We start from the raw sequence: 22,596 nt of genomic DNA on the forward strand, positions 1-22,596 counted from the left end.
TGGTAGCCATTGCCACCTAAAAACGAGTGAGGTTGTCCGTTTTGCGGGTGGATTTTTTTAAGGAAATAATTATGCCTGAAGGTTATTTAATTCGCGCCAAACAAAAGCCGGGGTTTCGTCGCTGTGGTCGCTATTTTTCCGCAGAAGGGACGGTCATCACCAAAACAGAGTTGGAGCCAGCGCTATTTGCGCGACTTAAAGCGGAGCCCATGTTGATTATCGAGCAAGGGGATTTTACTGCGTTAGCTGAAAAAGCTGAAGTAGAAAATACCTCACCTGACGCCTTGGAAGAAATGATCGAAGTGATTGGCATGTTGGATGCCAATCGCGATGAAGAGGACTGGTCAAAAGACGGTAAACCCAAGGTGGAGGCGATTGAAGGACTACTTAACCAGGATATTTCCGCAGCCCAGCGGAATGAAGCCTGGAAAATTTACCAGACCCGAGTCAAATGATGTACGCCACGGAACAAGCCATTATTGACCGATACGGTAACGATGCGCTTTATATCGTGGCGGATCGGGATAAAGACGACCAGTTGGATCACTTGGCCATTGAATATGCCTTAGCGGATGCCAGTGCCCATATTGATTTATACCTCACTGGTCGTTATACCCTGCCTTTAAAACAAACCTCTGCATTACTCACTCGCCTCTGTGTTGATATTGCCCTGTATTGGTTGGGTGAAGATCGCGGTGGTGCCTCCGAAGAACGACGAAAGCGGTTTGAAGATGCGGAAAAAACCTTGGCTAAAATCGGCAGTGGTGAAGTCAAACTCACCGTTGACTCTCCCTCCTCAAATTCCACTGGTATTGCATTTACGGCCAGCCAACGCCAATTCAGTCGCCAGTCACTGAAGGGGTTTTAATGGCAGGCACGGGCTTAGATATTTATATCCGAGGAATAGACCGGCTAAACCGGTTAATTGAACGCCTGCAAGCATTAGGCTCTGCCAATAGTGAAATACTGGATGTACTGGGTGCTCTGGTAGAAGACCAAACCCGTCGTCGAATTGAAGAAGAGCAAACCGCACCGGATGGCACCCCTTGGCCCGCTTGGTCATCCGGTTATGAAGCGACACGCCATGGCAACCAAGGGTTACTCCAGGGTGAAGGCCATTTACTCGATAGCATTAATTATGTGGTGGGCATGGATGATGTGTCGGTGGAAACTAATTTACTTTATGCGGCTATCCATCAGTATGGGGGTACCATTAAGCCCAAGAATGGAAAATATTTAGCGTTTCAACTAGGCAGCCAAACCATCTTTGCTAAAGAGGTGACCATACCGGCTCGACCTTTTTTAGGGTTATCCGATGATAACCAGGATGAGATCGAGCAGGCGTTGGTGGATTGGGTGGAGGGGTTGGTTTGAAAGTTTATTTATATATAATTTTTTACTTTTCACTAATAAGGACATAGTAATGGTTAGTATGTTAGAAAACGTTAAGTTCCAAGTTAACAAGTATGTATATTTGAATAAAAAAGATTATGCTTTTGTTTTGATAGCTTTTACATCAACCATTTTAATGTTTTTTCTTGATAAGGTTGAAATTATACCAAGTTATTTTTATACAAAAGCTCTTCATGACTTGGTTTTTGATCATATTCCAATGAATAGTATATTGATGTTATTTTGTGTGGTTGTATTGGTTGAAAGTATTTCTTTTTTGTTTAGAGGGATTGTTGGTAAGGAAGTGTTTGTTTCTTTCAATCAGCATGTAATTGATATTTTGATGAAAATATCATCGCTTGCCTTTTTTTCGGCATTAGGTTGTTCTATTGGAATTCTAGTGATTTATTTGATAGAAGGATTGGAGTATTACTTTTATGGAGTAAAAATAATGCTTAAGCTATGTTTTGGAGTTTTAACTATTTCTTTTTTTGCTAAATTTATAAGTGAAAAATCCAATGAACTTTATGAGGCTATACCTAAAGCTATAGTTTTTTTGGGAGTGTTGATGTATTTATATTTAGGAATTGATTCCTCTATAAAAAAACACACAGAAGTGGACTATAAGGTTGCTCTGCAAGTAAAACAGTATGAAAGACTAATAGAATACTCTGAGCTTCTTATGAAAGTTAAAAAAGATTCAAATTATGAAATTGATAATATAGTTCGTACAGCTCTTGAGGAAAAGCTTGATGACCTTAGAAAAAATGAGTTATCAAACATAAAGCAGTTTAAATAATTTCCCCTAACTCCTCCGCTCCTGTTCCCATATAACAGGAGCCATGCAAATCAATCAATTACTCTCAGCCATTACCCAAACCATCCACAGTCATTTACCTGACTTGAAGGATGTATCCACCCATGCGGGGCGCTTTGACCTGGGCGAGGTAAAGCGGGTTGCCAACCACACACCTACCGTCAAAGTGGCCTTAATGGAAGCCCGCGATTTTAAACCAGTTGAAACCGAGCAGCGGGATGTCAGCCTACGATTAGCGGCGTTTGTGATGGTCAGCGACAGCCGTAAATTACCCAAGGATGAGGCGGCCATCAATATCATTGAAGCCCTGAGTCTATTAATTGCGGAACAACGCTGGGGCATGGATGGTGTGTTAGCCGCCAACGGGATTAAAGCCAGTAATTTATATAGCAGCCAAACGGACCGGCAGGGATTAGCGATTTGGGGGATTACTTGGGATCAAGTGATGCGCCTTAAAAGCAGTATTTGGCAGCCGAATCAGACGTTTCCTTCCCGTTTATATGTGGCTGATGAACCATCGGAATATGGCCAGGAGGATGCGTATGACTTACTCCATGAATGATGTGTTATTTCGCCTGACGGAATTAGAACGGCAACTGGCGAATTTAATTTTAATTGGCACTGTCTCGGAGGTGGATTATGACCGTTCATTAGTGCAAGTCACTTCAGGCGAACTCATTACCGGTTGGTTGCCCTGGATTACTTATCGGGCAGCAAAAGATGTCAGTTATTGGGCACCGGAAATCAGTGAACAGGTGGTGGTGTTAAATCCCCAGGGTGAACCGGCATTGGGTGTTGTATTACCCGCGCTTTATCAGAATAAATTTCCTGCCTTAGAACAACGGCCCAGTATCCATCGGGTGACGTATGCGGATGGAGCGGTGATGGAATACGACCGGGAGGTTAACCGGTTGGTCGTGAATTTACCCACGGCAGGTACCGTTCATATTATCAGCCCATCAGGCGTCACTATCGAAGGCGATGTCTATGTAGAGGGACAGATCAAAGCTACCCAGGACATCATTGACCACACCCGCAGTATGCAAGGGGACCGGGACATTTATAACAGCCATCAACATGATGTCGTGGGTCACAGTACCGCTGTGCCCACTGGAGCTAAACAATAATGCACGGCATTGATCGGGTAACGGGTAAGCGATTAAAAGGCCATGCCCATTTAAAACAATCCATTCAGGATATTTTAACTACACCCATTGGCAGCCGAATCATGCGTCGCGACTACGGGAGTCGGCTATTTGAACTCATCGATGCACCAATTAACCCCGAAACCATTACCGACATTTACGCAGCGACAGCCGAAGCCCTGGACCGTTGGGAACCCCGTTTTCGCCTGGAACAGATCCAAGTACATGACATTCGGGGTGGACAAATTACCGTGACGCTCAGCGGTGAATATCGCCCTGATGGACAATTAATTACGTTGGAAGGCTTAATCCTATGACCAATGCCATTAATTTATCCCAATTAACGGCACCCGATGTGGTCGAGACACTGGATTATGAGAGTATTCTGGATGCAATTTTAACGGATTTAAAAAAGCGGGATAGCGAATTTACCGCTTTAGTGGAGTCGGATCCCGCTTATAAAATTTTAGAGGTCGTAGCCTACCGGGAATTAATCATTCGTCAGCGGGTGAATGATGCCGCCCGTGCGGTGATGGTGGCTTATGCCCAAGGAAATGATTTAGATCACTTAGCCGCCTTGTTTCGTATTAATCGGCTACTCATTGAAAAAGGCAATCCTAATGCGATTCCGCCCACTGAAGACCAATGGGAAAGTGACGACCGGTTACGGGAGCGGATTGTTTATTCATTAGAAGGGCTAAGCACCGCTGGCCCCAAAGGCGCTTATCGGTATCATGCGTTAAGTGCCAGTGCATTGGTCAAAGACGTCAGTGTGGAAAGCCCCTCACCCGGACAAGTCGTAGTTACAGTATTAAGTACTGAAGGGCAGGGCGTTCCTTCTGAGGATATTATTACGGCTGTTGACGCCCAATTAAATGCCGAGGATATTCGGCCATTAACCGATCAGGTATTTGTCAAACCTGCAGACATTATTCATTACCAAATTAATGCGGAACTGACGTATTTTACCGGACCAGATATTACCTTGGTGACGGATGAAGCGACTCAGCGAATTAATGCTTATGTAAACCATCAGCACCGACTGGGGTTGGATATTACTTTATCGGGAATTTATTCCGCATTACATATTCCTGGGGTGCAAAACGTTAAATTAACAAGCCCTACTGATAATATTACTGTTTCTCCAGCACAAGCGGCCTATTGCACCCAAATTATCATCAGTAAGGGGGCGACGGATGAATAAATCATTGTTGCCCCCCAATGCCAATCCCCAGGAAAACGCGTTATCAGAAGCAACGGCAAGAGCGGGGGAAATACCGGTTACTTTCCAAACCCTGTGGCAAGCAGATCATTGTCCCTTGCCGTTATTACCCTGGTTGGCCTGGACCTTATCGGTGGATGAATGGGACGAGCACTGGAATGAACAAACCAAACGCCAGGTGATTAAAAACTCAATTAAAGTGCACCAGCATAAAGGCACAATTGGGGCCGTGAAAAAAGCGCTGGCCGCAACTGGATTAAATGTCACCATCCAGGAATGGTTTGAGCATCAAGGCGAGCCTTACACCTTTAAAGCCGATGTGAATTTAGAAACCCGTGGTTTAACCGAGCAGGAATACGACAATATTAATCGGTTAATTTGCAGCACGAAAAACGTGCGTAGTCATTTTGATTTAACGGTGTATTTAACCAATAAAACCAAAGTGCCTCGGGTGGCCACCACTTGTCAGCAAGGTCAACAAACTACCGTCATCCCTTATTTAACCAAAGAAATTAGCAGTCAACTGTGCAGTTGTGTGGCATCGGGTTATCAAGGTGTTACAACACATCGAGTTTATCCAAAGATTACCACCCAATTAGACAGCCAGCTGAGTCGCTTTTTAACGACAGGTTATCAGGCAGTAAATACCCTCACGATTTATCCCAAAGGAGTCGGTCAATGAACCAACAATTTTTTAGTTTACTCACGGAATTAGGACAGGCCCGGATTATAAATGCGCATGCCTTGGGAAAAACCGTTAAGCTCACCAAACTGAAAGTAGGGGATGGTGGTGATGACGGTGGCAAAGAAACCAATCCCAAAGAAACCGATACAGCATTAGTGCGTGAGCGTTGGGAAGGCCCGATTAATAGTATTTTTCAGGATCCAGAGAATGATAATTGGTTGGTGGCTGAAACGGTCATTCCAGAAGAAGACGGTAATTTTTATATTACCGAGTTTGGTTTATATGATCAGGATGATAATTTAATTATTGTCGGTAAATACCCGAAAACCTATAAACCCACGTTAGCGCAAGGCAGTGGCAGTAGTTTATATGTGCGAGTCATTCTGGAATTAAGTAATACGGATACAGTCGCCTTAAAAATTGATCCTGCGATTGTATTAGCTTCACGCTCTTATGTTGACGAACTATTAATGAGTAGTTTTTCACAGCTACCTATTGCAGCGGAATTACTTACCCCCGATAACCGGTTACAAGTCACTCTTAGCGATAAATTACTTATTATTAAACCGAATCAAATCATTCGCTGGCGTGGCTGGAAAGACTTCAATACTTCAAATTACTCAGAAATTGAACGACAATTCTCTTATCAAGCAGGTAAAACCTATCATTTGCGTTGGTCTCCTGCCGCTGGCTTTAAATTAAAGGATTTAGTAGATAGTACTTATAACTCAAATAATTTAGCTGAGCAGGATCTGAGTTTTGATTCTACTTATGATGATGTGTTGATCGGTAAAGTTGAAAACGGTGATTATTACCCTGCCATTATCGCCACTAAGCGTTTATATCGTCCACAATTTTCCGGCGATGGTACGCTATGGTTGCCGCTAGGTTATCGTGATCGTTCTTTTCGTTTATTAGTCACAATTAGAAATCAACAGCAGAAAGGAAATATTTTAATCAAGTCAGTTGATAAAGCGCATACTGCATTATTTACCATGAGAGGAAACAATCATGGTGACAAAGGGGGAGTTGAATTAAATAGTGATGATGAATTTTGGTTGACAAGCAATAACAGTAACGGTGAAGTCAGTATTAGTACATTAACCGGCGACATCATTGATAACTGGTTGTATATGCAAAACCACCAAAGTGAATATGTGAAAACAGTTAGCCCAGATGATACGATTGATGGTGATGAAGAACTATTTTCAATGGGAATAAAGCGTTTAACGACTGAAGACGTTCAAAAAGGGCTTCCACTGGAGTATGAAGATATTGAAAGTGCCTCTATAGCATTTGAAGTATTTTAAATAACGTTTCCCCTAATTCTTTATTTTTGTATACGGCATGCTGAGCCTAAATCCTAACCTGAGGATCTCAGCATGACCGAACATTTTCTCCATGGGGTGGAAGTCGTTGAAATTGACAGCGGTCCCCGTCCCATTCGTACCGTCAGAAGCAGTGTAATTGGCCTTGTCGGTACCGCACCCGAAGCCAAGGCTGATCAGTTTCCGATTAATAAACCGGTACTCATTGCAGGTAATCGCAAAGAAGCCGCACCACTGGGTAAAACCGGTACCTTACCGGCGGCATTGGATGCGATCTTTGATCAAGCCGGGGCGATGGTGGTGGTGATTCGGGTGGAAGAACATACCGAACCTGACGACCAATTAGCGGCGATTATCGGTGGGGTGAATGCTGATACCGGTAATTATGAAGGGGTCCATGCTTTACTCAGCGCAGAGTCCGTGGCGAAGGTACAACCCAAGTTATTAATCGTCCCAGAGTTTACCCAGATTGAGGCAGTCACCCAAGAATTACTCGGTATTGCGGATCGGCTACGGGCGGTTATTATTGCCGATGGCCCTAATACGACAGATAACGCGTCCATTGAATACCGGGGCAAGTTTGGCTCGCCTCGGGTGTATTTAGTGGACCCAGCTGTCACGGTGTTTGATACCAGCTTAAAACAAGAAACGGCACAACCCGCCAGCCCCAGAGTGGCAGGATTAATTGCCCGGATCGATCACAAATACGGCTTCTGGTGGTCACCGTCGAATAAAGAATTATACGGATTGATTGGTACGCATCGGCCTATAGATTTTACCCTGGGGGATCCCAATGCTCGGGCGAATGTCCTCAATGAAAATGAAGTCGCCACCATTATCCAAAAACAAGGCTATCGGTTGTGGGGTAATCGGACTTGTGCCAGTGATCCTAAGTGGGCTTTTTTATCGGTTCGGCGTACGGCGGACATGATTAACGAAAGTTTATTACGTGCGCACTTATGGGCGGTAGATCGGAATATTGACCGGAATTTTATTGAGTCAGTCACCGATGGGGTCAACAGCTATTTACGCACCTTAAAAAATAAAGGGGCGATCATCGGTGGGGAATGTTGGCTGGATGAAAAACTCAATACCCCAGCAAATATAGCTGACGGGAAAGTATTTTTTAATTTCGATTTTACCCCACCGTATCCCGCTGAACACATTACGTTTCAATCCAGCTTAGTCAATGACTACCTAGAGGAATTGTCACCATGATGAAAGACACCCTCAAAAACATGAATTTATACATCAATGACTTTGGCTTTGCCGGGGTGATTGATGAAATCCAATTGCCGAAACTCAGTTTAAAAACGGACGAGTATCGTGGTGGGGGGATGGATGCCCCAGTGGAATATGATTTGGGGATGGAGAAATTAGAAACCCAACTCACCGTCAGTAAATACCACAAAGAAGTGCTGACCACCTTTGGGATTAAGGTGAATAACAAAACCAAACTGACCATAAAAGGCTCGATGTTAGATGAGCAAAATGGTGAAGAAAAACCGGTGGTGATTAACGCTGAAGGCCGCGTAAAGGAAATGGACTTTGGTAGCTGGAAAATGGGAGAGAATGCGCCATTAAAACTCACCCTCAACTTGGATTATTACCGACTGATGTTGGATAACGAGGAAATAGTTGAAATCGATATTATGAACCTGGTCCGTAAAATTAACGGCGTGGATCAGCTAGAACAAACGCGAAAAAATATTCTGTAATGTAAAAAAATAAATCAAATAGGCGTTATGTCGTTTAACCAAGCAATCCAATCAATAAAAAGGAAAACACCATGAGTACTGTTAATTTAGAGTACCCCATTCAATGTGAAGGCGTCACCGTGGACAGTATTACTCTACGTCGACCCAAAGCGCGAGATTTAAAAATCATGGAAACCACCAAAGGCGGGGATATTTCCAAGAGCATTACTTTAATTGCTCACCTGGCAGAAATCAGCCCGAAAGCCGTGGAAGATTTGGATGCGGCCGATTTTCAGAAAGTCAGTGAAGTGGTGGCGAGTTTTTTAGGGGCTGTCCCATCCCCCATGATGTTTACGGCGTCTTAGCGGATTTAGCAGTGGTATTTCACTGGCCACCGTCAGAATTATGGGAGCTGGAAATCACTGAGCTAATGATCTGGCATGAAAAAGCCCGGGAGCGTACAGAGGTAGCAGATGGCTAGTTTAGGGGTATCCATTGTATTAAGTTTGGTCAGCCATATCACGGCGCCTATTAATAATGCTAGCCAAAGCATTACTCGTTTGGAAAACCGATTGCACTCGTTACGACGTAGCCAGCAATTGTTAAATCAAAACCTGCAACGGCGTACGGCATTACGTGGGCAATTAATGGATGCAGCGGCTTTAGGGTTGGGTTTAGCGGTACCGATTCGTGAAGCGATTAAATTTGAGTCGGTGATGGCCGATGTCAAAAAGGTGGTGGATTTTAAACAACCGCAAGGGTTTGAGCAGCTGGGGGAAACGCTGAAACAACTCACTCGCACTATTCCTGTCACTGCCACCGGCTTAGCCGAAATAGCCGCCTCGGGTGGTCAGTTAGGGATAGGCGAGCAGGATTTACCCCAGTTTGTTACCACTGTGGCGAAGATGTCTACCGCGTTTGATATGTTGCCGTCAGCCGCTGGGGATGCGATGGCGAAACTGTCGAATATTTATAAAATCCCCATCGAGCAAATGACAAACTTGGGTGATGTTATTAATCACCTGTCGGATAACAGTGCGGCTAAAGCCAGGGACATGGTGAGCGCCTTAAGTCGTATTGGCGGGACTGCACGACAGTTTGGGTTAGCCTCTCATCAAGCCGCCGCGCTATCCAATGCGTTTATCGCCTTGGGTAAAGAGCCCGAAGTAGCAGGCACAGCTATCAATGCCATGCTGCAGAAATTACAAAATGCCTCAGGGCAAACTAAAGCCTTTATCAAAGCGTTGGACAAGGTCGGGTATTCCGCCAGGGATTTAGAGGATGCGATTGCCCAGGATGCCCAAGGTGCATTATTCGAGTTTTTAACGACTCTGGAAAAACTGGATAAACAACAGCGGGCCAATGTGCTCAGTGATTTATTCGGGATGGAATACAGTGATGATGTCAGTTTATTGGTCGGCAGTTTAGATACCTATCGTAAAGCGTTAGGCTTAGTGGGCGATAAAACAAAATACACAGGAAGTATGCAACGGGAATTTGAAAACCGCTCAAAAACTACCGCCAATAATTTAATATTAATGCGTAATGGCCTGACAGAAATTGCGATTAATTTAGGTACACTATTATTACCTCCCCTCAATAAAGTTATTAATTATATTCGTGAACTCACCGTTAAAATGACGGAGTTTGCTAAAGAACACCCTGCGGTTACTAAAGCCATCGTCGGTATTACGGCTGTATTAATTCTGGGTAAAGTCGCGGCCATCGGTTGTGGATATGCCTGGACCTTTTTTAGAGGCGGTATTTTAGCGGGCATAGTGGCGTTAAACCGGGGAAGGCTGGCACTCATGCTATATAACCGACACCTGTCGGCTCATCGGCGCTTAACCATTCTCTCGCAAATTACTGGGTTATCTCGGGCGGAAGTGATGAACCGACGGTTTACCCGTTCATTAGTGGCGGGTAGAGGTGTTGTACGCAGTATGGGGGTTGCCATGTGGGGAGCAGCCACCGGTGGATTAAAAGCTTTACTGCTAGGACTGAGAGCATTAACAGTTGGATTACTCACGACCCCCATCGGCTGGATTATCATGGCCATTACCGCTGCCGGTGTTGCTATTTATAAATACTGGGATCATGTTAAAGCCTTTATCGGCGGTGTGGTTGAAGGTTTTAATGCAGCGATTAATCCCATTAAGGAATCCTTAGCGCCATTAGCCTCGCTATTTAACTGGATAGGCGACTCTATTAGTTGGGTGGTTGAAGCCATTTCAAATTTATTTACGCCAGTTAATGCTACTACTGAAGAATTAGCCAGTGCGGCCGACATAGGCAGGCGATTTGGGGAGTTTATTGCCAAGGGTGTAAATATCGCTGTGGAAGCTATCGGTAAATTAATAGACGGCATTCGTTGGGTATTAGACAACATGAGTAAAGTAGTGGCTGCTGGCCAGAATGTTGGTAAAAGTATCTCCAATAAAGTCAGTGGTGCAGTCGATTCCGTAACCAGTGGTGTATCCAGTGCCTGGAACTGGGCCTTCGGTGATGACGACGAAGAGCAGTCACAGCCAATCAAAAAACAACAAGTGCAGCCTATTAAACCAGCGGCTAATACCGTTAACCAAACCAATACCAGTAATATCACCATCGTCCAGCAACCTGGGGAAGACAGTGAAGCCTTAGCGAGACGGGTGGTGCAGGAGGAGATGAAAGCGAAGGAAAGACAGGCCCAGGCCAGGAGGCGTGGGGCGTTGTATGATGTGGGTTAGTTGAGACTTGGTAGTTACTCCTGCTACAATCTGAACCTGAATATTATTAGGTGAAGGTCCACTGGTGAAGTTAAATCCTTTGTTCTTAGTATTGATACCAAGCATTTCCTACGCAGAAGTACCTTTTGCTGTACAGATAAATCTAATAACATTTTTTATATTTGCCACTTACTTGACTGCTTTGGTGTTGAGCATTTTTTTTACTAGAAAGATAAAGCCTAAATTAAAAAGGTTTTTCCTGGTAATTGTCCTATTTATACCTATAGCTCTAACTTTTCATTTTTTAATGGGGGTTATAGTTAATTTAATATATAACTAGCAGAAAAAACTTGTTTGTTTCAACTGAATTATAAGCTGTATAATATTTTGCTTATTTCTATCAGGTAAGGAAGTGATTACAGTGAAAAAAATTATTGCAATGTTTGTGCTATTATCATTTATTCCTCTGCAAGCTAGTGCTAATGAAAGTCTTCTGCATAAAAGCAATATAGAAGAGTTTATTAAACATTGCGATGCTGCCTCAACTGCAGAGGACTTAAATAAGCTAGCTAACTGTTTAGCACCAAATGCAAAAATAATATTTGATATGTTAAACAAAAATGGAAAATATAAGCAGAAAGTAAGGTATAAGGATGAGTTTCTTGAAAGGTCTAAAGCATTTCTGAGTACAGGAGTTGACACGGAAATTATAAGAAAGAATATTCAAGTTAAAATAGATAGCGACAGTGCCACCGTGCTTTCAACGGCGACCGAAATAGTTAAAATGCCGAAGTGGGAGCATCCAGACACAATATCTTTTGAAGAAAAAATGACGATAGTAGTAATTGATGGTCAACTGAAGGCTAGTGAGATTTACTCTAAACAAGTAATCTCCAAAAAATAGTATAACTAGGCGGCTAAAGCCGCCTAATCTATAATCTACCCCAACCCCGCCAACAACTCCTTAGCCTTCAACACATTCTCTTTCTTAACCAAGGCATAATCTGGCATACACTCCCGCACGAACTCTGCCAGGTACTTTGGCTCTGTGGAGGTAATCAGCTCATCATCCTTTATCTGACGGGTAGTGACTAACTTGCCTTTTTCAAAGACCAGCATTAGGCGGACCCGGTCGAGTAGGGCGGGGATGCTGGATTCTAGGTTGAGTTGGGGTTGGGCTGGTTCTTCTGGTATTAGATTTTCCAGTACATCTAACACCCATTTTCTGAAGGCTTTTGCTACGTCAGTGCGAGCAAACATGGCAATTAGGTGGCAGCCTCTGGGGGAGAAGACTCGTGTATCATATTTTGGATCTTCTGCTTTTCCGCTGGGGGTCAAATTGACCACCAGGCTCATATCGCTTGAAAACTCGTCACTGTTTCTGCTGTAAATTCGGTTAACTGACTTTGAATCTTGGTAGTTTAGGGCCTTAGCTAGTTCTTGAGATGTAAGCCAAGGCTTACCATGATGGTCAATTATTGAAAGAGTAACAGCATTAAAGCTTAATGTGGTGGGTAAAGTAGTCATCCGATGACTCCTGTATTTTTTTCGAAAGTATAAGGGTGTCGGGAGGTTCGAAACGGCTACAGAGACCGCGGACTTATTCCCCAATGGGTGTTGTATTCGTCGCCCTCCCGGCATAAAACCGAGTGAATCCGTTTTTCAGGCATAAAAATACCAACGCTTTCGGGGTTGGTGTTATCCGTCTGTATGAGGTTTCGACGCCTCAGTTACTAAGCTATATCAACTAAGCTGGAAGATCAATACGAAAGTTGTTGCAGTTTTGTTTAAATGGGACTGAGTTGGGGCTAAGCCAACTTAAGTCAAAAAAGCTAAGCTGCTTTGGGGGTAGATTGTAATCTTCTTGATTCATAATACTCTTCGGCAAGAGCTGTCATTTTAAACTCTACTTCTGAGCCCGAAATATTTTCTGCTGCTTTTTTTATAGTATTTAGATCTATATAAAAGAATTCTTTCTTTTGGTTAACAGCGTTAACACGAAACTGAGTGAATTCTCTATGCAGAGCAGTTTCTAATGCAGGAGCATCATCTGAAAAGATCATAGCGTGTACATCAAATGAAAAAGGTACACTTGCACCACCTAGTTCTTTCACTCGATCTAATGGGTCAAGTCTTCGGGTAAGGCCAATTTTGTATACATTTTTACCAAATGAACCAATATTACTAATTACATATACATGTCCGCGACGAGTTTGCTCTGCCAAGCTTTTAGCCCGTTCCTCTTTAGCTTCAGCTTCTGCTAACTGACGTTCTAGCTCAATTATTCTTTGTTCCGCGATAATACGGCTTTCTTGAGATGTATCTTCAAGTTCTTTTCTAGCTTTTATTAGTAGCTCTCGATATAGCTGTTCTTCTTTTTCTGCTTCAGCGATAGCTCTTTCATACTCTTTAGCTGCTTTTTGCTCTTCTCGAATTTGTTCTTTAATTAGTCTTTGCTCTTCTTGCTCTTTTTGTTTTTTTAACATGAATTGGTACTGTAGCTTGCATTCTTCATATTTTAGCTTAACGTAATTAATATTGAATGCACAGAATAAATGAGAGGTTGACTTCTCTATATTATTTGCGAGTTTTTCTATACGCTCAAGCGTACGAGAGAAGTTTCCTGGGTTAACTTTTCCAATTAGAAAGTCACATTCTATATTAAACGCTCGTAGCATAAGCTTTATTTGTCCATCAAAAATTTTTTTATCTATGCCTTGTAGTAGAGATATTTTGACATGATCTGGGTAGAATATTACTTTCTTATTTTTTATCAGCTCTTTCTGTTGTTCCCTTACTCTTCTGATTTGTTCTGAATATCTGTCAGATGTTTCATATAAATATTCAGGTTCCTCAAAAAAACCTGCATCTATAAATTCTTCTACTCGTGAATATAGGTCAATACTTGACATGAAATTATGAAGTTTACTTCCAACTGAACTAAGTATGGACTTTTTTTCGGAAAGATTGTGTGATACTTCTAGTAATTGCTGCTTTATTTTTTCTGAATTTTTCTTTAGTTCTTGAAGTTCTAAGGTTTCATTGTTTATTTTTTTGAACTCTTGTTTGAGCGTTTCTAGTTTGGTGTTTTTATTTGTTAACTCTTCATTCATATGCTTTACAGCTTTCGATAATGAACGAAATTCATATAATTGTTTGCTTGCTTTCCTTCTTGCTAAATAGTCGGTTATAAGAATAGTAATAATAAATAAAATAATTAGCCATATAAGAGGTTGATATTCCATGATTTATAATCTCCATTATTTTTTCTTAAAACAGGACGTTGTTGATTAATAACTCTCTATGATGCTTGCGTTCATTGCACCTTTTTTCAAATGCTTGTTTGGCTTGTTCAAATTGGTATTTCAGGTTATCTTCCTGTGCTTGTTGTTTATATTTTTTATAACTAGCTCTTGCTTTTTCTTCTTGTTTTCGTTGTCTATTGAGCTCACGCTCTTGCCTTAAATACTCCCTTTGTTGCCTCTTTGCAGATCTATCTATTTCTCTGATTATTTGCATAACTATTCTTAGACCATTGTTTCTTCTAGCCATTTACTTGGGTCCTTTTCTAGCAATTCTAACTGTCATATAGTTTTAAACTTTATTAATAACTCTCCTACAATAAATATAGGCGATGATGGTCGCGGAATAGGTTATGATGTGGTGCTACGGATTGAAGAAGCTATTGTGACTAGGCAGTTTAACCACCTAAGATTAAAGTGCATTCTGCTAATAGTTCGGCGCGGCTTAAGATGGAAGCGGGGGTTGGGAATATTGAGCGACTGGCAAAATAAAACCCCAGCATGAACTGAGGTTTTAACTACCCAGATTAACCAGCACTCAAAATCACTTCATTCACCACTTGGTTAAACCCTGCTTCGTGTTGCTTAATCAAGGCATTAATTGCGGTATCATCACGATCTATACATCCAACACCTTTATACAGGTTGATGGCAAAGGAGTGTTTTTTGCCGGGCAAAGTGCGGAAAAAGGTTTTGTGTAGGTAGCAACCTTTCTCTTTGCCCTGCTCATTGAGTACTAAATAGCCAGTATTGTAGTAATGGCCATCAATAAAACGCTCTTTATCTTGTTTTAAGTAAGCAGACTTATCAGCAAAGTCATTACTAAAAAACATATTGCCATAAGTACGTTCGAACTGGATGGATACTGAGTCTATAACCCTTTCTTCAGGTTTACCCCTTATCACAAAGTTATGCTGGTTGTTATTCATCATATTACCAAACAAATCGCGATTTTGACCTGTAGTATAACGCTCAAAGCCTTTTTTGGATTTGCTGTCTCTATACTCCCAATTATCAGGCAGTTTGAATTTTAAAACTGGGTTTCTGGATGAAACAAAAAAACCTTCTTGTACTTCGCGTACGGGTGGTTGGTAAGCACAACCGACTACTGTTGAAAGTAAAATAACAGTCAATAACTGCTTCACTCTAACTACTCCATATTGACTAAAAGTATGATGAAAATTAATGGCCCCAGTTTTTTAGATTGAAATACAGGTATTTCAAGCTTCTTTAACTAAACAGCAAAACTGAGATAGAAAGTAATAAAGGCACTAAACTTAATACATTTAGGCACGAAAACCAGAATTTTCTAAATGATCTACTCACCTTTCTAAATATTAGAAAATCCACTGTAGGCCATAAAATATAAAACAAGTTTGCTAAAACGATAATTCCTGAGAGAGCTATGATCGAGCTAACTACTTTCTCTGGTGTATTTGCAAACGTGATGAGGCCTGATATAAATCCGTAGCAATACAATAATACTTGATTTATAAATAAGCAGGCTATCAGCTTAGTATTGTATTCAAGCCACTTAGATTTCCACCATTTATATGTGGGCAAGTTAAGCTTTGAAAGATCACCATATAGGAAATTAGTGATGACACTTTCTTTTTTTCTATTGCAATCATCTAATAAAGACTCGGGTGTTTTATATGCGTTTTGGTTCATTATGTAAAAGATTGGTTCTAGAGTTAATAAACCCCAGTTTTTAGGCTGGGGAGGAAGTTAAATTAAAACTTAAGAAGCTTTTTTATTCTCTGTTTGGTTTTTTGAGAAAGCCACTTTTCTTCAAGAATGTCCATTAGTTGAGACTTAAAAGGACCTATCTCTGCCATTGGTAGAGCCTGAAGCCAATTAAGCGCAAGACTGCACCAATAATCAGACTTTTGATTTATACCTGTTTCAATTACCTTTTTGACAGGAAAATTTTGTTGTATGTCTTTTAAAATACCTTTTTCTTCGCAAGCACTATAAAAAGCCGAATAAAACTCACTGGGTTGCAGTTCAAGCAATTCCATAATAGGAATTGCTCTATTAGATGCATCAAGACTAAATAGAGAGTTATTTGTTTCTATAACCCATTGGTTGTCGGAGGTTATACCAATGTAAAAGCCAGACCCTTGAATTTTGTAAATAGGCAACCAGCTTGAATCCAAAGGAGTACCATTGGTAGTTTCATTTATGAACATTTTCCTACTCCATATATCATGCTACATACCTGGGTTATGGTTAATAGTAATCCCATAATCTTCCATTGTATTTACAAAGCTATCTCTGTTTTTGTCATTCCAGTTTTGCCAAGTGTGACCGCTAAACTCATTTGTAGAAAAGCTTCCATCTGCATTTTTGCTTAACATTCCGCCGAGCATAGTTGACTCGTCTGCATTAATTGTTTGTCCTAAGCGCTGATGAGGAGATCCTTTGTAAGATTTGTCTTTTGGTTTTCCTGTCACGAATGTATCAGTCTTTGGATCAAAAACAAATTCAATAGATCCTGACTTAGGGTTGTAGTCTTTCAATGCTTTGTTTGATTTAGCTTTAGGACCAAGACCTAGGACACCTGCTGTTGGTCCTGAACCTTTCCATGCAGCTTTGGTTGGGTTTCTAAGAGTGCCTAGTATCCCAAGCATCATTGTAGTGCCTGCAAAGTGCTCTTTAAAAGCAGCAATATCGGCTTGAGTCTGCATACTCATTTGTAAGGAACGAACATTCACATGCTCCCAAACCCCAAATGTAAGAATATCATTTATAAAGGTTGCTAAAGCACCTTTGAGAGGGTTTCCAGGTATAGGGGACCAAGTGGGTTGGCCTTTAAACATTAAAGCTGATGCAGGTGAATAATCAGGGAGGCCTGGTAACTCTGCAGGAAGTACAGATACTGTCTGAGTTGAGCTTTGTGAATTAGAGCTGTTGTCATTGTATCCATTTCCATCGCTGTCTCCATTGCCGCTTCCACCATTATCACTTCCATTGGTTTCATATCCACCTCTCTCGGAGTTCGGATCTTTTCTGTTTGCTGTAACAACAACGGTATCGAGAGTATGAACATCCCGATCATAAAACCCAGTTGGATCATAGAAGGCAAGAGGATTATTTCGAACGTAGCTGTATCGATTGAAGCTTTGTAAATCCAGCGGATTGGGTATAAATGGATCAGCCGACAGGAATCTGCCTAGATTAGGATCATACACCCGTCCGTTCATGTGCACTAAGCCCACGGCATCCAGATTCTCATGGTTGGTAAAACCACGGGTGGTGATATTGGAAGCAAGTGCGGTGTAATCCGGTGCGGGTTTCCAGTCGGTTAAGCGCTTTTTACCCCAGGGGTCATAACTAAACCGCTCGATAACCTGAGCATTTTCATCGGTAATTGCAACGATTGAGTCTAAATGATCCCGGTGCAGGTAATTGGTTTTGGTGCCATTTTCATCACCGCCATTTTCGGTTTGGGTGACAATAGCCACATCAGCAATATAATGCTTGTGCTGTACTTTGCCGCTGTCGCTAACCACCTTTTCGTAAACCCCGCCCATGTAGTAGGTGGTGGCTGTACCTTGGGTTGTAGTATCGACACGACGGTGACGCGCCCGATCAGCCCCATAAGCAAACGCGGTGGAAGCATCGCCTTTGGTAATTAAATCTGGCTTATCAAATGCCGTGTAGTGCACCGTGCGGCCATTGCCACTGACCATATTGCCGTTTTTGTCATAGCAATATGTGGTGTTTTGGACACCTGTGGTTTTGGTTACCGCATGAGGCCCAGCAGTATTGCCATTGCAGCTACCCCCATAGCTGTAACTGCCCACATCGGATTTAAAGGTGATATTCCCGATCGCATCATATTCCACCCGGGTGGTTTGGGTTTCGCCGTCATTTAAAGTGGCTAACACATCGGTCAGGCGGTTAAGCTGGTCGTATTGGAAAGTTTCTTTGGTGCCTAAGCGTACATCTTCCCGCGCTGTTAAATTACCAATATCGTCAAACCCAAAGGTTAAGTACGACACCTGATGGGCAGAACTTAAACTCTCGGAAATGGTTTTGATGCGGTTAGTTTTCTCATCAAATTCCCGGATAACGTCAACGCCATTCCCCAGGGTAGATAAAATCACATTACCAAACGGGTCAACTGCATCAGCTTCCCAATACTTTTTCGGGCTTTCCGCTTTACCATCGGTAATGGCTTTTAAATAACCGTGCTCATTGTATTGCTGGGCAACCGCTAAACCGGTTGGATAAACGGTTTTAACTGGACGGCTAAACTCGTCGTATTGGGTTGTAACGGTAAAGGTTTCATTGTAAGAACGCTGCGTGCTTTCAGTTAACCGCAATAGCGAGTCATAGCCATACTGTTGGCTAAAGTATTCGCTTTTAATGTTATCCAATAAGCCCTTGTAGGTTTTATCGTATTCCCACAGGCTTACTTGCCAGTCTTTTTTCTCCTTTTGGGCATTATCAATCCGCTTAACTAACCGATCCAGTTTATCGTAATGCAGGGTTGTCACCTGGTCTTTAGCATCCTGCTGGCGAGTCAGGCGATCAAGGGCATCATAGCCATAAGCCCAATTGCCTTTATCTGGATCATTCATCGCCACCTTACGGCCACGGATGTCGTATGCAATGGTGGTGATATTCCCTGCGGGATCAGCGGTTTGGGTTAAATTACCAAACGCGTCGTACTGATACTGTAGGGTACTGCTTAACGTATCCACCACACTCACCACTTGGCCCAAAGCATTTTGGTGAGTGGTTTTGGTTTGGCCTAATGCATTGGTAACAACTGTCGTCAAACCGTTATAAGCGGTGGTGCTCACACTGTCATCAGGGCGAGTGACTTGAACGGGTCTTAACAACTCGTCGTATTGGTACGTGGTCCAGCGTTGGGTAGTATCCGTTTTAAAGTAAGGGAACGACTGCCGTTTGATTTGCCCAAGCGCATCGTACTCGATATCTGTCCTAGTAATTTTTCCAGTTAATGCAATGGATTCCGTGCGGACAGAGCGGCCCAATGTATCAAAATAGGCTTTCGAAGGGCTGCTACCACTGGATTGGGTTTGTACCCAATATTTAGCTGTCGCTGGACTAGCGCCTTCGAACCAACCTCGGGTGACAGTCGTTTCAGTGCCATCATATCGACTTTCTTTTTCTAGTCGGCCAAAGCTGTCGTATTGATAGCTTGTCACCTTGCCATTGGCATCCGTGCTGGTCAGCGTGACACCCCAGAACGGATCAACCGTTTGTGAAGCGGTATGGCCTAACGCATTCGTGGTGGTTTTTAAGAAGCGACCATCGGCTGTATAAGTAAACTGAGTCGTCGTCGCTTCAATACCCGCCCCGGTTTGAGTGACCTCAGTGGGGTTACCAAAACTGTCGTAGCTGTAATTGGCGGTAAGAAGTAAATCGCCATTATCTGGCTCGACGGTTTGTTGCAATAAGGCCCCAGTAGTGCCATCAAAACTAAAGGCATGGGTGCGGGTTTGACTGGTCGCATTCGGTGCACTGCGGGTGTCTTCTGTGCGGGTGGCTAAGCCCAACAACCACTGGCTTTCATCATTGCTATAGGTGGTGTTAACCGTTTGTTGATAACTGCCATATGTATCGGTAGTCGTGGTTTGGCTTTCCGTGACATTACCAAACGCATCATACGTCAGTTGTTGGTTAGTCTCGGATAGCTTTTCATCCTGTAACGATTTTTGAATCGTCGTACTGCTAGCCAATAAGGTTTGATAACGACTAATACCCCCATCATCCAGCTTGGTAACCTGCCAATCTTGTTTGATGTCTTTTAACACTACCCCATTTTTTGAGAGGGTTTGGCTGCGACTAAGCAAGCCAATTTTTCGGCTATCCACGTCCTGAGTGTATTCATTAATGGTTTGAATACCCGTTTCTACCTGAGTGCTGGTGACCTTGGCAAACCCTAACGAACCCAAACCTTGATGATGGAATTTTAAGCCTTCGTATGCATAGTCAGTGGTGGTAAAACCATTAATGCCATTAGCTTTTTTAACCTGAGTCACCACATACGTCGCCGGTTGGGTATCTTTTAAGGGATATTGGCTACCGGTGCTTTTGGTGAAAATGGCTTTATCGGTTAAGGGTTTATACGTCAGTTGGGTAACGTGGCCGAGGCCGTTGGTGATTCGGGTGATTAAAGGGGGGGCGTGGAGTGACTGACTGGTGTAAACACCATCACTAGCAAAGCCGATGATGTCGGTTAAGCCATCGCCATTGACGTCGCCAAGCATACGAGGGTGTTGATTTATTCGCCAGCCACCTGTGAAATTAAATCCAATGGTTTTGCGCTGTTGCTGGGTAAAACCGTCACCTGTGCTATAGGAAACATAAACTCCATCGCTAGCAAACCCAACAATATCGGTTAAGCCATCACCATTCACATCACCAAGCATGCGAGGGTGCTTGCCTACTTCCCAGCCAGTCTGGCCATTAAATACGACCAGCTTTCGTTCATGAGGTGTAAAGCCATTACCGGTACTATACGAAACGTACACGCCATCGTTGGCAAACCCAACAATATCGGTTAAGCCATCACCATTCACATCACCAAGTATGCGAGGGTGCTTGCCTACTTCCCAGCCAGTTTGGCCATTAAATGCGACCAGCTTTCGTTCATGAGGTGTAAAGCCATTACCGGTACTATACGAAACGTACACGCCATCGTAGGCAAACCCAACAATATCGGTTAAGCCATCACCATTCACATCACCAAGCATGCGAGGGTGCTTGCCTACTTCCCAGCCAGTTTGGCCATTAAATGCGACCAGCTTTCGTTCATGAGGTGTAAAGCCATTACCGGTACTATACGAAACGTACACGCCATCGTTGGCAAACCCAACAATATCGGTTAAGCCATCACCATTCACATCACCAAGCATGCGAGGGTGCTTGCCTACTTCCCAGCCAGTTTGGCCATTAAATGCGACCAGCTTTCGTTCATGAGGTGTAAAGCCACTGCCAGTACTATACGAAACGTACACGCCATCGTAGGCAAACCCAACAATATCGGTTAAGCCATCACCATTCACATCACCAAGCATGCGAGGGTGCTTGCCTACTTCCCAGCCAGTTTGGCCATTAAATGCGACCAGCTTTCGTTCATGAGGTGTAAAGCCACTGCCAGTACTATACGAAACGTACACGCCATCGTAGGCAAACCCAACAATATCGGTTAAGCCATCACCATTCACATCACCAAGCATGCGAGGGTGTTGTCCGACCTGCCAACCACCTGTTTGCAGTCCAAAGGCTGGAAGAGTATTTACTGAAGGAGTATAAGAAGAATTATTATCAACTTGGTGCCAGCTAAATTGCGTTAGTGGCAAGCAAGCTTGAGCACAACGCTCAACAGAGTTAATTAAACTTTTTTCCGGTGCCGGCGTTGTTTTATAAGCTAATTTATATTGACTACTATCATCACGGTGATTAATTTTAATTATATTTAAGCGTTGAGTTGTTTGATACTTAACGCCTGAAACAAAACCAAAAATCGAATCAGGCCGCTCCTCAAAATTAAAACTAACCGTTGTTCCCGCATAAACCACAGCAGAAGGATAATGCTCCCCTGTCTCATTATTCTCCAAATAATTAAAATTAATGGCATTACCAAACCGGTCTTCGACTTTATTAATGGACCAGCTTAATGCTTCGGTTTTTCCCTGGGCTTCTACTAAGGAATCATCAGTATTACCAAATTCGGCAATGCGGCCATCTTTATACCAGACTTTAAAATAAGCCGGACCACTTCCAGCAGAACCATAAGAAATAATTTTACGGTAACTGGCGTATTCGCTGCGGTATTCGGTACCTTCAGCCCCATAAGTGCCATTAACCGCAACCAGTCGATCCCCGTTTAAACAAAATTTATCGTTATCATCAAAATCCACCCCATCAATAAAACCATCTTGGGCTAAGGTGGTGGGGCAACGAGTAATAGATGAAATCCCGGTTAATTTCCAGCCAACGCCTAATAAGCCATTGCGTTTTTGGCTGTCGTATGCCAAAGCTAAATTGGGTTGTAAGCCATTAATACCCGGTGGAACTTCGATAGGAATGCGGTAATTCGCGGCCCCGCTTTTGGTGACGGTAACATCGCCGGGTAGTGTGCCGACGATGGTATTATTTGTATTGGCTCCTACAAGCGAGGAGGCAGCCACCCCAATGGCCCCTATTAATCGTTTAAACTGCTTCATTTACTCCCCTAAACAGCTAGTGTTGTACTGCTAGTGCTTTTTGTTAAACGCTCGGTCAAAAAATAGTCGGCTATTATAATGCCAATTGGT

Annotated in this window: 22 protein-coding genes; 16 read left to right on the forward strand and 6 right to left on the reverse strand. The window is 42.9% G+C overall.

Going from position 1 to position 22,596, the window contains the following annotated elements; all coding sequences use genetic code 11:
• The first annotated feature begins 71 nt into the window (after window positions 1–71).
• The 16 genes from G4Y78_RS12195 (at window position 72) to G4Y78_RS12270 (ending at window position 11,898) form a co-directional block, all read left to right on the forward strand.
• Entirely contained in the window at window positions 72–455 is a 384-nt protein-coding gene (locus tag G4Y78_RS12195; RefSeq protein ID WP_163833283.1) for a hypothetical protein, read from the forward strand.
• Window positions 452–868 (forward strand): gp436 family protein, encoded by a 417-nt coding sequence (locus G4Y78_RS12200; protein ID WP_163833284.1) that lies wholly within the window; start codon window positions 452–454, stop codon window positions 866–868. The genes G4Y78_RS12195 and G4Y78_RS12200 overlap by 4 nt, the downstream gene beginning before the upstream one ends.
• Window positions 868–1,374, forward strand: coding sequence for a phage virion morphogenesis protein (locus G4Y78_RS12205; RefSeq protein WP_163833285.1), 507 nt, complete (start codon window positions 868–870; stop codon window positions 1,372–1,374). The genes G4Y78_RS12200 and G4Y78_RS12205 overlap by 1 nt, the downstream gene beginning before the upstream one ends.
• A gap of 58 nt (window positions 1,375–1,432) precedes the next feature.
• Window positions 1,433–2,191, forward strand: a complete 759-nt coding sequence (locus tag G4Y78_RS12210; RefSeq protein ID WP_222937694.1) for a hypothetical protein — start codon at window positions 1,433–1,435, stop codon at window positions 2,189–2,191.
• A gap of 43 nt (window positions 2,192–2,234) precedes the next feature.
• Complete coding sequence (locus G4Y78_RS12215) at window positions 2,235–2,771, forward strand: phage protein Gp37 (protein ID WP_163833287.1); 537 nt, start codon at window positions 2,235–2,237, stop codon at window positions 2,769–2,771.
• Window positions 2,752–3,336 (forward strand): phage baseplate assembly protein V, encoded by a 585-nt coding sequence (locus tag G4Y78_RS12220; RefSeq protein ID WP_222937695.1) that lies wholly within the window; start codon window positions 2,752–2,754, stop codon window positions 3,334–3,336. The genes G4Y78_RS12215 and G4Y78_RS12220 overlap by 20 nt, the downstream gene beginning before the upstream one ends.
• Complete coding sequence (locus tag G4Y78_RS12225; protein ID WP_163833288.1) at window positions 3,336–3,671, forward strand: GPW/gp25 family protein; 336 nt, start codon at window positions 3,336–3,338, stop codon at window positions 3,669–3,671. Before G4Y78_RS12220 ends, G4Y78_RS12225 begins: the two co-directional genes overlap by 1 nt.
• Window positions 3,668–4,558, forward strand: coding sequence for a baseplate assembly protein (locus G4Y78_RS12230; RefSeq protein WP_163833289.1), 891 nt, complete (start codon window positions 3,668–3,670; stop codon window positions 4,556–4,558). The genes G4Y78_RS12225 and G4Y78_RS12230 overlap by 4 nt, the downstream gene beginning before the upstream one ends.
• Entirely contained in the window at window positions 4,551–5,258 is a 708-nt protein-coding gene (locus G4Y78_RS12235) for a phage tail protein I (protein ID WP_163833290.1), read from the forward strand. Before G4Y78_RS12230 ends, G4Y78_RS12235 begins: the two co-directional genes overlap by 8 nt.
• Window positions 5,255–6,571 carry a phage tail protein gene (locus G4Y78_RS12240; protein WP_163833291.1) on the forward strand — a complete coding sequence of 439 codons (1,317 nt, stop codon included), beginning with the start codon at window positions 5,255–5,257 and terminating at the stop codon, window positions 6,569–6,571. The genes G4Y78_RS12235 and G4Y78_RS12240 overlap by 4 nt, the downstream gene beginning before the upstream one ends.
• Window positions 6,572–6,643: 72 nt before the next feature.
• On the forward strand, window positions 6,644–7,807 hold the full coding sequence (locus G4Y78_RS12245; protein WP_163833292.1) for a phage tail sheath C-terminal domain-containing protein: 1,164 nt from the start codon (window positions 6,644–6,646) through the stop codon (window positions 7,805–7,807).
• Window positions 7,804–8,307 (forward strand): phage major tail tube protein, encoded by a 504-nt coding sequence (locus G4Y78_RS12250; RefSeq protein ID WP_163833293.1) that lies wholly within the window; start codon window positions 7,804–7,806, stop codon window positions 8,305–8,307. Before G4Y78_RS12245 ends, G4Y78_RS12250 begins: the two co-directional genes overlap by 4 nt.
• A 71-nt stretch (window positions 8,308–8,378) precedes the next feature.
• Window positions 8,379–8,651 carry a phage tail assembly protein gene (locus G4Y78_RS12255; protein ID WP_163833294.1) on the forward strand — a complete coding sequence of 91 codons (273 nt, stop codon included), beginning with the start codon at window positions 8,379–8,381 and terminating at the stop codon, window positions 8,649–8,651.
• Between the two features lie 11 nt (window positions 8,652–8,662).
• Entirely contained in the window at window positions 8,663–8,767 is a 105-nt protein-coding gene (locus G4Y78_RS12260; RefSeq protein WP_230425728.1) for a GpE family phage tail protein, read from the forward strand.
• Window positions 8,760–11,015 carry a phage tail tape measure protein gene (locus G4Y78_RS12265; RefSeq protein ID WP_163833295.1) on the forward strand — a complete coding sequence of 752 codons (2,256 nt, stop codon included), beginning with the start codon at window positions 8,760–8,762 and terminating at the stop codon, window positions 11,013–11,015. Before G4Y78_RS12260 ends, G4Y78_RS12265 begins: the two co-directional genes overlap by 8 nt.
• A gap of 400 nt (window positions 11,016–11,415) precedes the next feature.
• Entirely contained in the window at window positions 11,416–11,898 is a 483-nt protein-coding gene (locus tag G4Y78_RS12270; RefSeq protein ID WP_163833296.1) for a hypothetical protein, read from the forward strand.
• A gap of 35 nt (window positions 11,899–11,933) precedes the next feature.
• Here G4Y78_RS12270 and G4Y78_RS12275 read toward each other — a convergent pair whose 3' ends face one another.
• The 6 genes from G4Y78_RS12275 to G4Y78_RS12300 form a co-directional block, all read right to left on the reverse strand.
• Entirely contained in the window at window positions 11,934–12,521 is a 588-nt protein-coding gene (locus G4Y78_RS12275; protein ID WP_163833297.1) for a BRO-N domain-containing protein, read from the reverse strand.
• 305 nt (window positions 12,522–12,826) lie between these two features.
• Complete coding sequence (locus G4Y78_RS12280) at window positions 12,827–14,239, reverse strand: DUF4041 domain-containing protein (protein WP_163833298.1); 1,413 nt, start codon at window positions 14,237–14,239, stop codon at window positions 12,827–12,829.
• 25 nt (window positions 14,240–14,264) lie between these two features.
• Window positions 14,265–14,546 carry a hypothetical protein gene (locus G4Y78_RS12285; RefSeq protein WP_163833299.1) on the reverse strand — a complete coding sequence of 94 codons (282 nt, stop codon included), beginning with the start codon at window positions 14,544–14,546 and terminating at the stop codon, window positions 14,265–14,267.
• A 277-nt stretch (window positions 14,547–14,823) separates the two neighbouring features.
• The gene (locus G4Y78_RS12290; RefSeq protein ID WP_163833300.1) at window positions 14,824–15,441 is read right to left on the reverse strand and encodes a hypothetical protein; all 618 of its coding nucleotides are present in this window, start codon (window positions 15,439–15,441) and stop codon (window positions 14,824–14,826) included.
• A 588-nt stretch (window positions 15,442–16,029) separates the two neighbouring features.
• A complete protein-coding gene (locus tag G4Y78_RS12295) occupies window positions 16,030–16,488 on the reverse strand; it encodes a hypothetical protein (protein ID WP_163833301.1) in 459 nt (152 codons plus the stop codon).
• A gap of 21 nt (window positions 16,489–16,509) precedes the next feature.
• The gene (locus G4Y78_RS12300; protein WP_163833302.1) at window positions 16,510–22,506 is read right to left on the reverse strand and encodes an FG-GAP-like repeat-containing protein; all 5,997 of its coding nucleotides are present in this window, start codon (window positions 22,504–22,506) and stop codon (window positions 16,510–16,512) included.
• Window positions 22,507–22,596: the final 90 nt, after the last annotated feature.

The organism is Spartinivicinus ruber (assembly GCF_011009015.1).
Taxonomy (GTDB): Bacteria; Pseudomonadota; Gammaproteobacteria; order Pseudomonadales; family Zooshikellaceae; genus Spartinivicinus; species Spartinivicinus ruber.

Bases quoted from the DNA above. Each gene is read 5' to 3' on its own strand.
- G4Y78_RS12195 (WP_163833283.1), top strand. From the start codon at position 72: ATGCCTGAAGGTTATTTAATTCGCGCCAAACAAAAGCCGGGGTTTCGT.
- G4Y78_RS12200 (WP_163833284.1), top strand. From the start codon at position 452: ATGATGTACGCCACGGAACAAGCCATTATTGACCGATACGGTAACGAT.
- G4Y78_RS12205 (WP_163833285.1), top strand. From the start codon at position 868: ATGGCAGGCACGGGCTTAGATATTTATATCCGAGGAATAGACCGGCTA.
- G4Y78_RS12210 (WP_222937694.1), top strand. From the start codon at position 1,433: ATGTTAGAAAACGTTAAGTTCCAAGTTAACAAGTATGTATATTTGAAT.
- G4Y78_RS12215 (WP_163833287.1), top strand. From the start codon at position 2,235: ATGCAAATCAATCAATTACTCTCAGCCATTACCCAAACCATCCACAGT.
- G4Y78_RS12220 (WP_222937695.1), top strand. From the start codon at position 2,752: ATGACTTACTCCATGAATGATGTGTTATTTCGCCTGACGGAATTAGAA.
- G4Y78_RS12225 (WP_163833288.1), top strand. From the start codon at position 3,336: ATGCACGGCATTGATCGGGTAACGGGTAAGCGATTAAAAGGCCATGCC.
- G4Y78_RS12230 (WP_163833289.1), top strand. From the start codon at position 3,668: ATGACCAATGCCATTAATTTATCCCAATTAACGGCACCCGATGTGGTC.
- G4Y78_RS12235 (WP_163833290.1), top strand. From the start codon at position 4,551: ATGAATAAATCATTGTTGCCCCCCAATGCCAATCCCCAGGAAAACGCG.
- G4Y78_RS12240 (WP_163833291.1), top strand. From the start codon at position 5,255: ATGAACCAACAATTTTTTAGTTTACTCACGGAATTAGGACAGGCCCGG.
- G4Y78_RS12245 (WP_163833292.1), top strand. From the start codon at position 6,644: ATGACCGAACATTTTCTCCATGGGGTGGAAGTCGTTGAAATTGACAGC.
- G4Y78_RS12250 (WP_163833293.1), top strand. From the start codon at position 7,804: ATGATGAAAGACACCCTCAAAAACATGAATTTATACATCAATGACTTT.
- G4Y78_RS12255 (WP_163833294.1), top strand. From the start codon at position 8,379: ATGAGTACTGTTAATTTAGAGTACCCCATTCAATGTGAAGGCGTCACC.
- G4Y78_RS12265 (WP_163833295.1), top strand. From the start codon at position 8,760: ATGGCTAGTTTAGGGGTATCCATTGTATTAAGTTTGGTCAGCCATATC.
- G4Y78_RS12275 (WP_163833297.1), bottom strand. From the start codon at position 12,521: ATGACTACTTTACCCACCACATTAAGCTTTAATGCTGTTACTCTTTCA.
- G4Y78_RS12280 (WP_163833298.1), bottom strand. From the start codon at position 14,239: ATGGAATATCAACCTCTTATATGGCTAATTATTTTATTTATTATTACT.
- G4Y78_RS12285 (WP_163833299.1), bottom strand. From the start codon at position 14,546: ATGGCTAGAAGAAACAATGGTCTAAGAATAGTTATGCAAATAATCAGA.
- G4Y78_RS12295 (WP_163833301.1), bottom strand. From the start codon at position 16,488: ATGTTCATAAATGAAACTACCAATGGTACTCCTTTGGATTCAAGCTGG.
- G4Y78_RS12300 (WP_163833302.1), bottom strand. From the start codon at position 22,506: ATGAAGCAGTTTAAACGATTAATAGGGGCCATTGGGGTGGCTGCCTCC.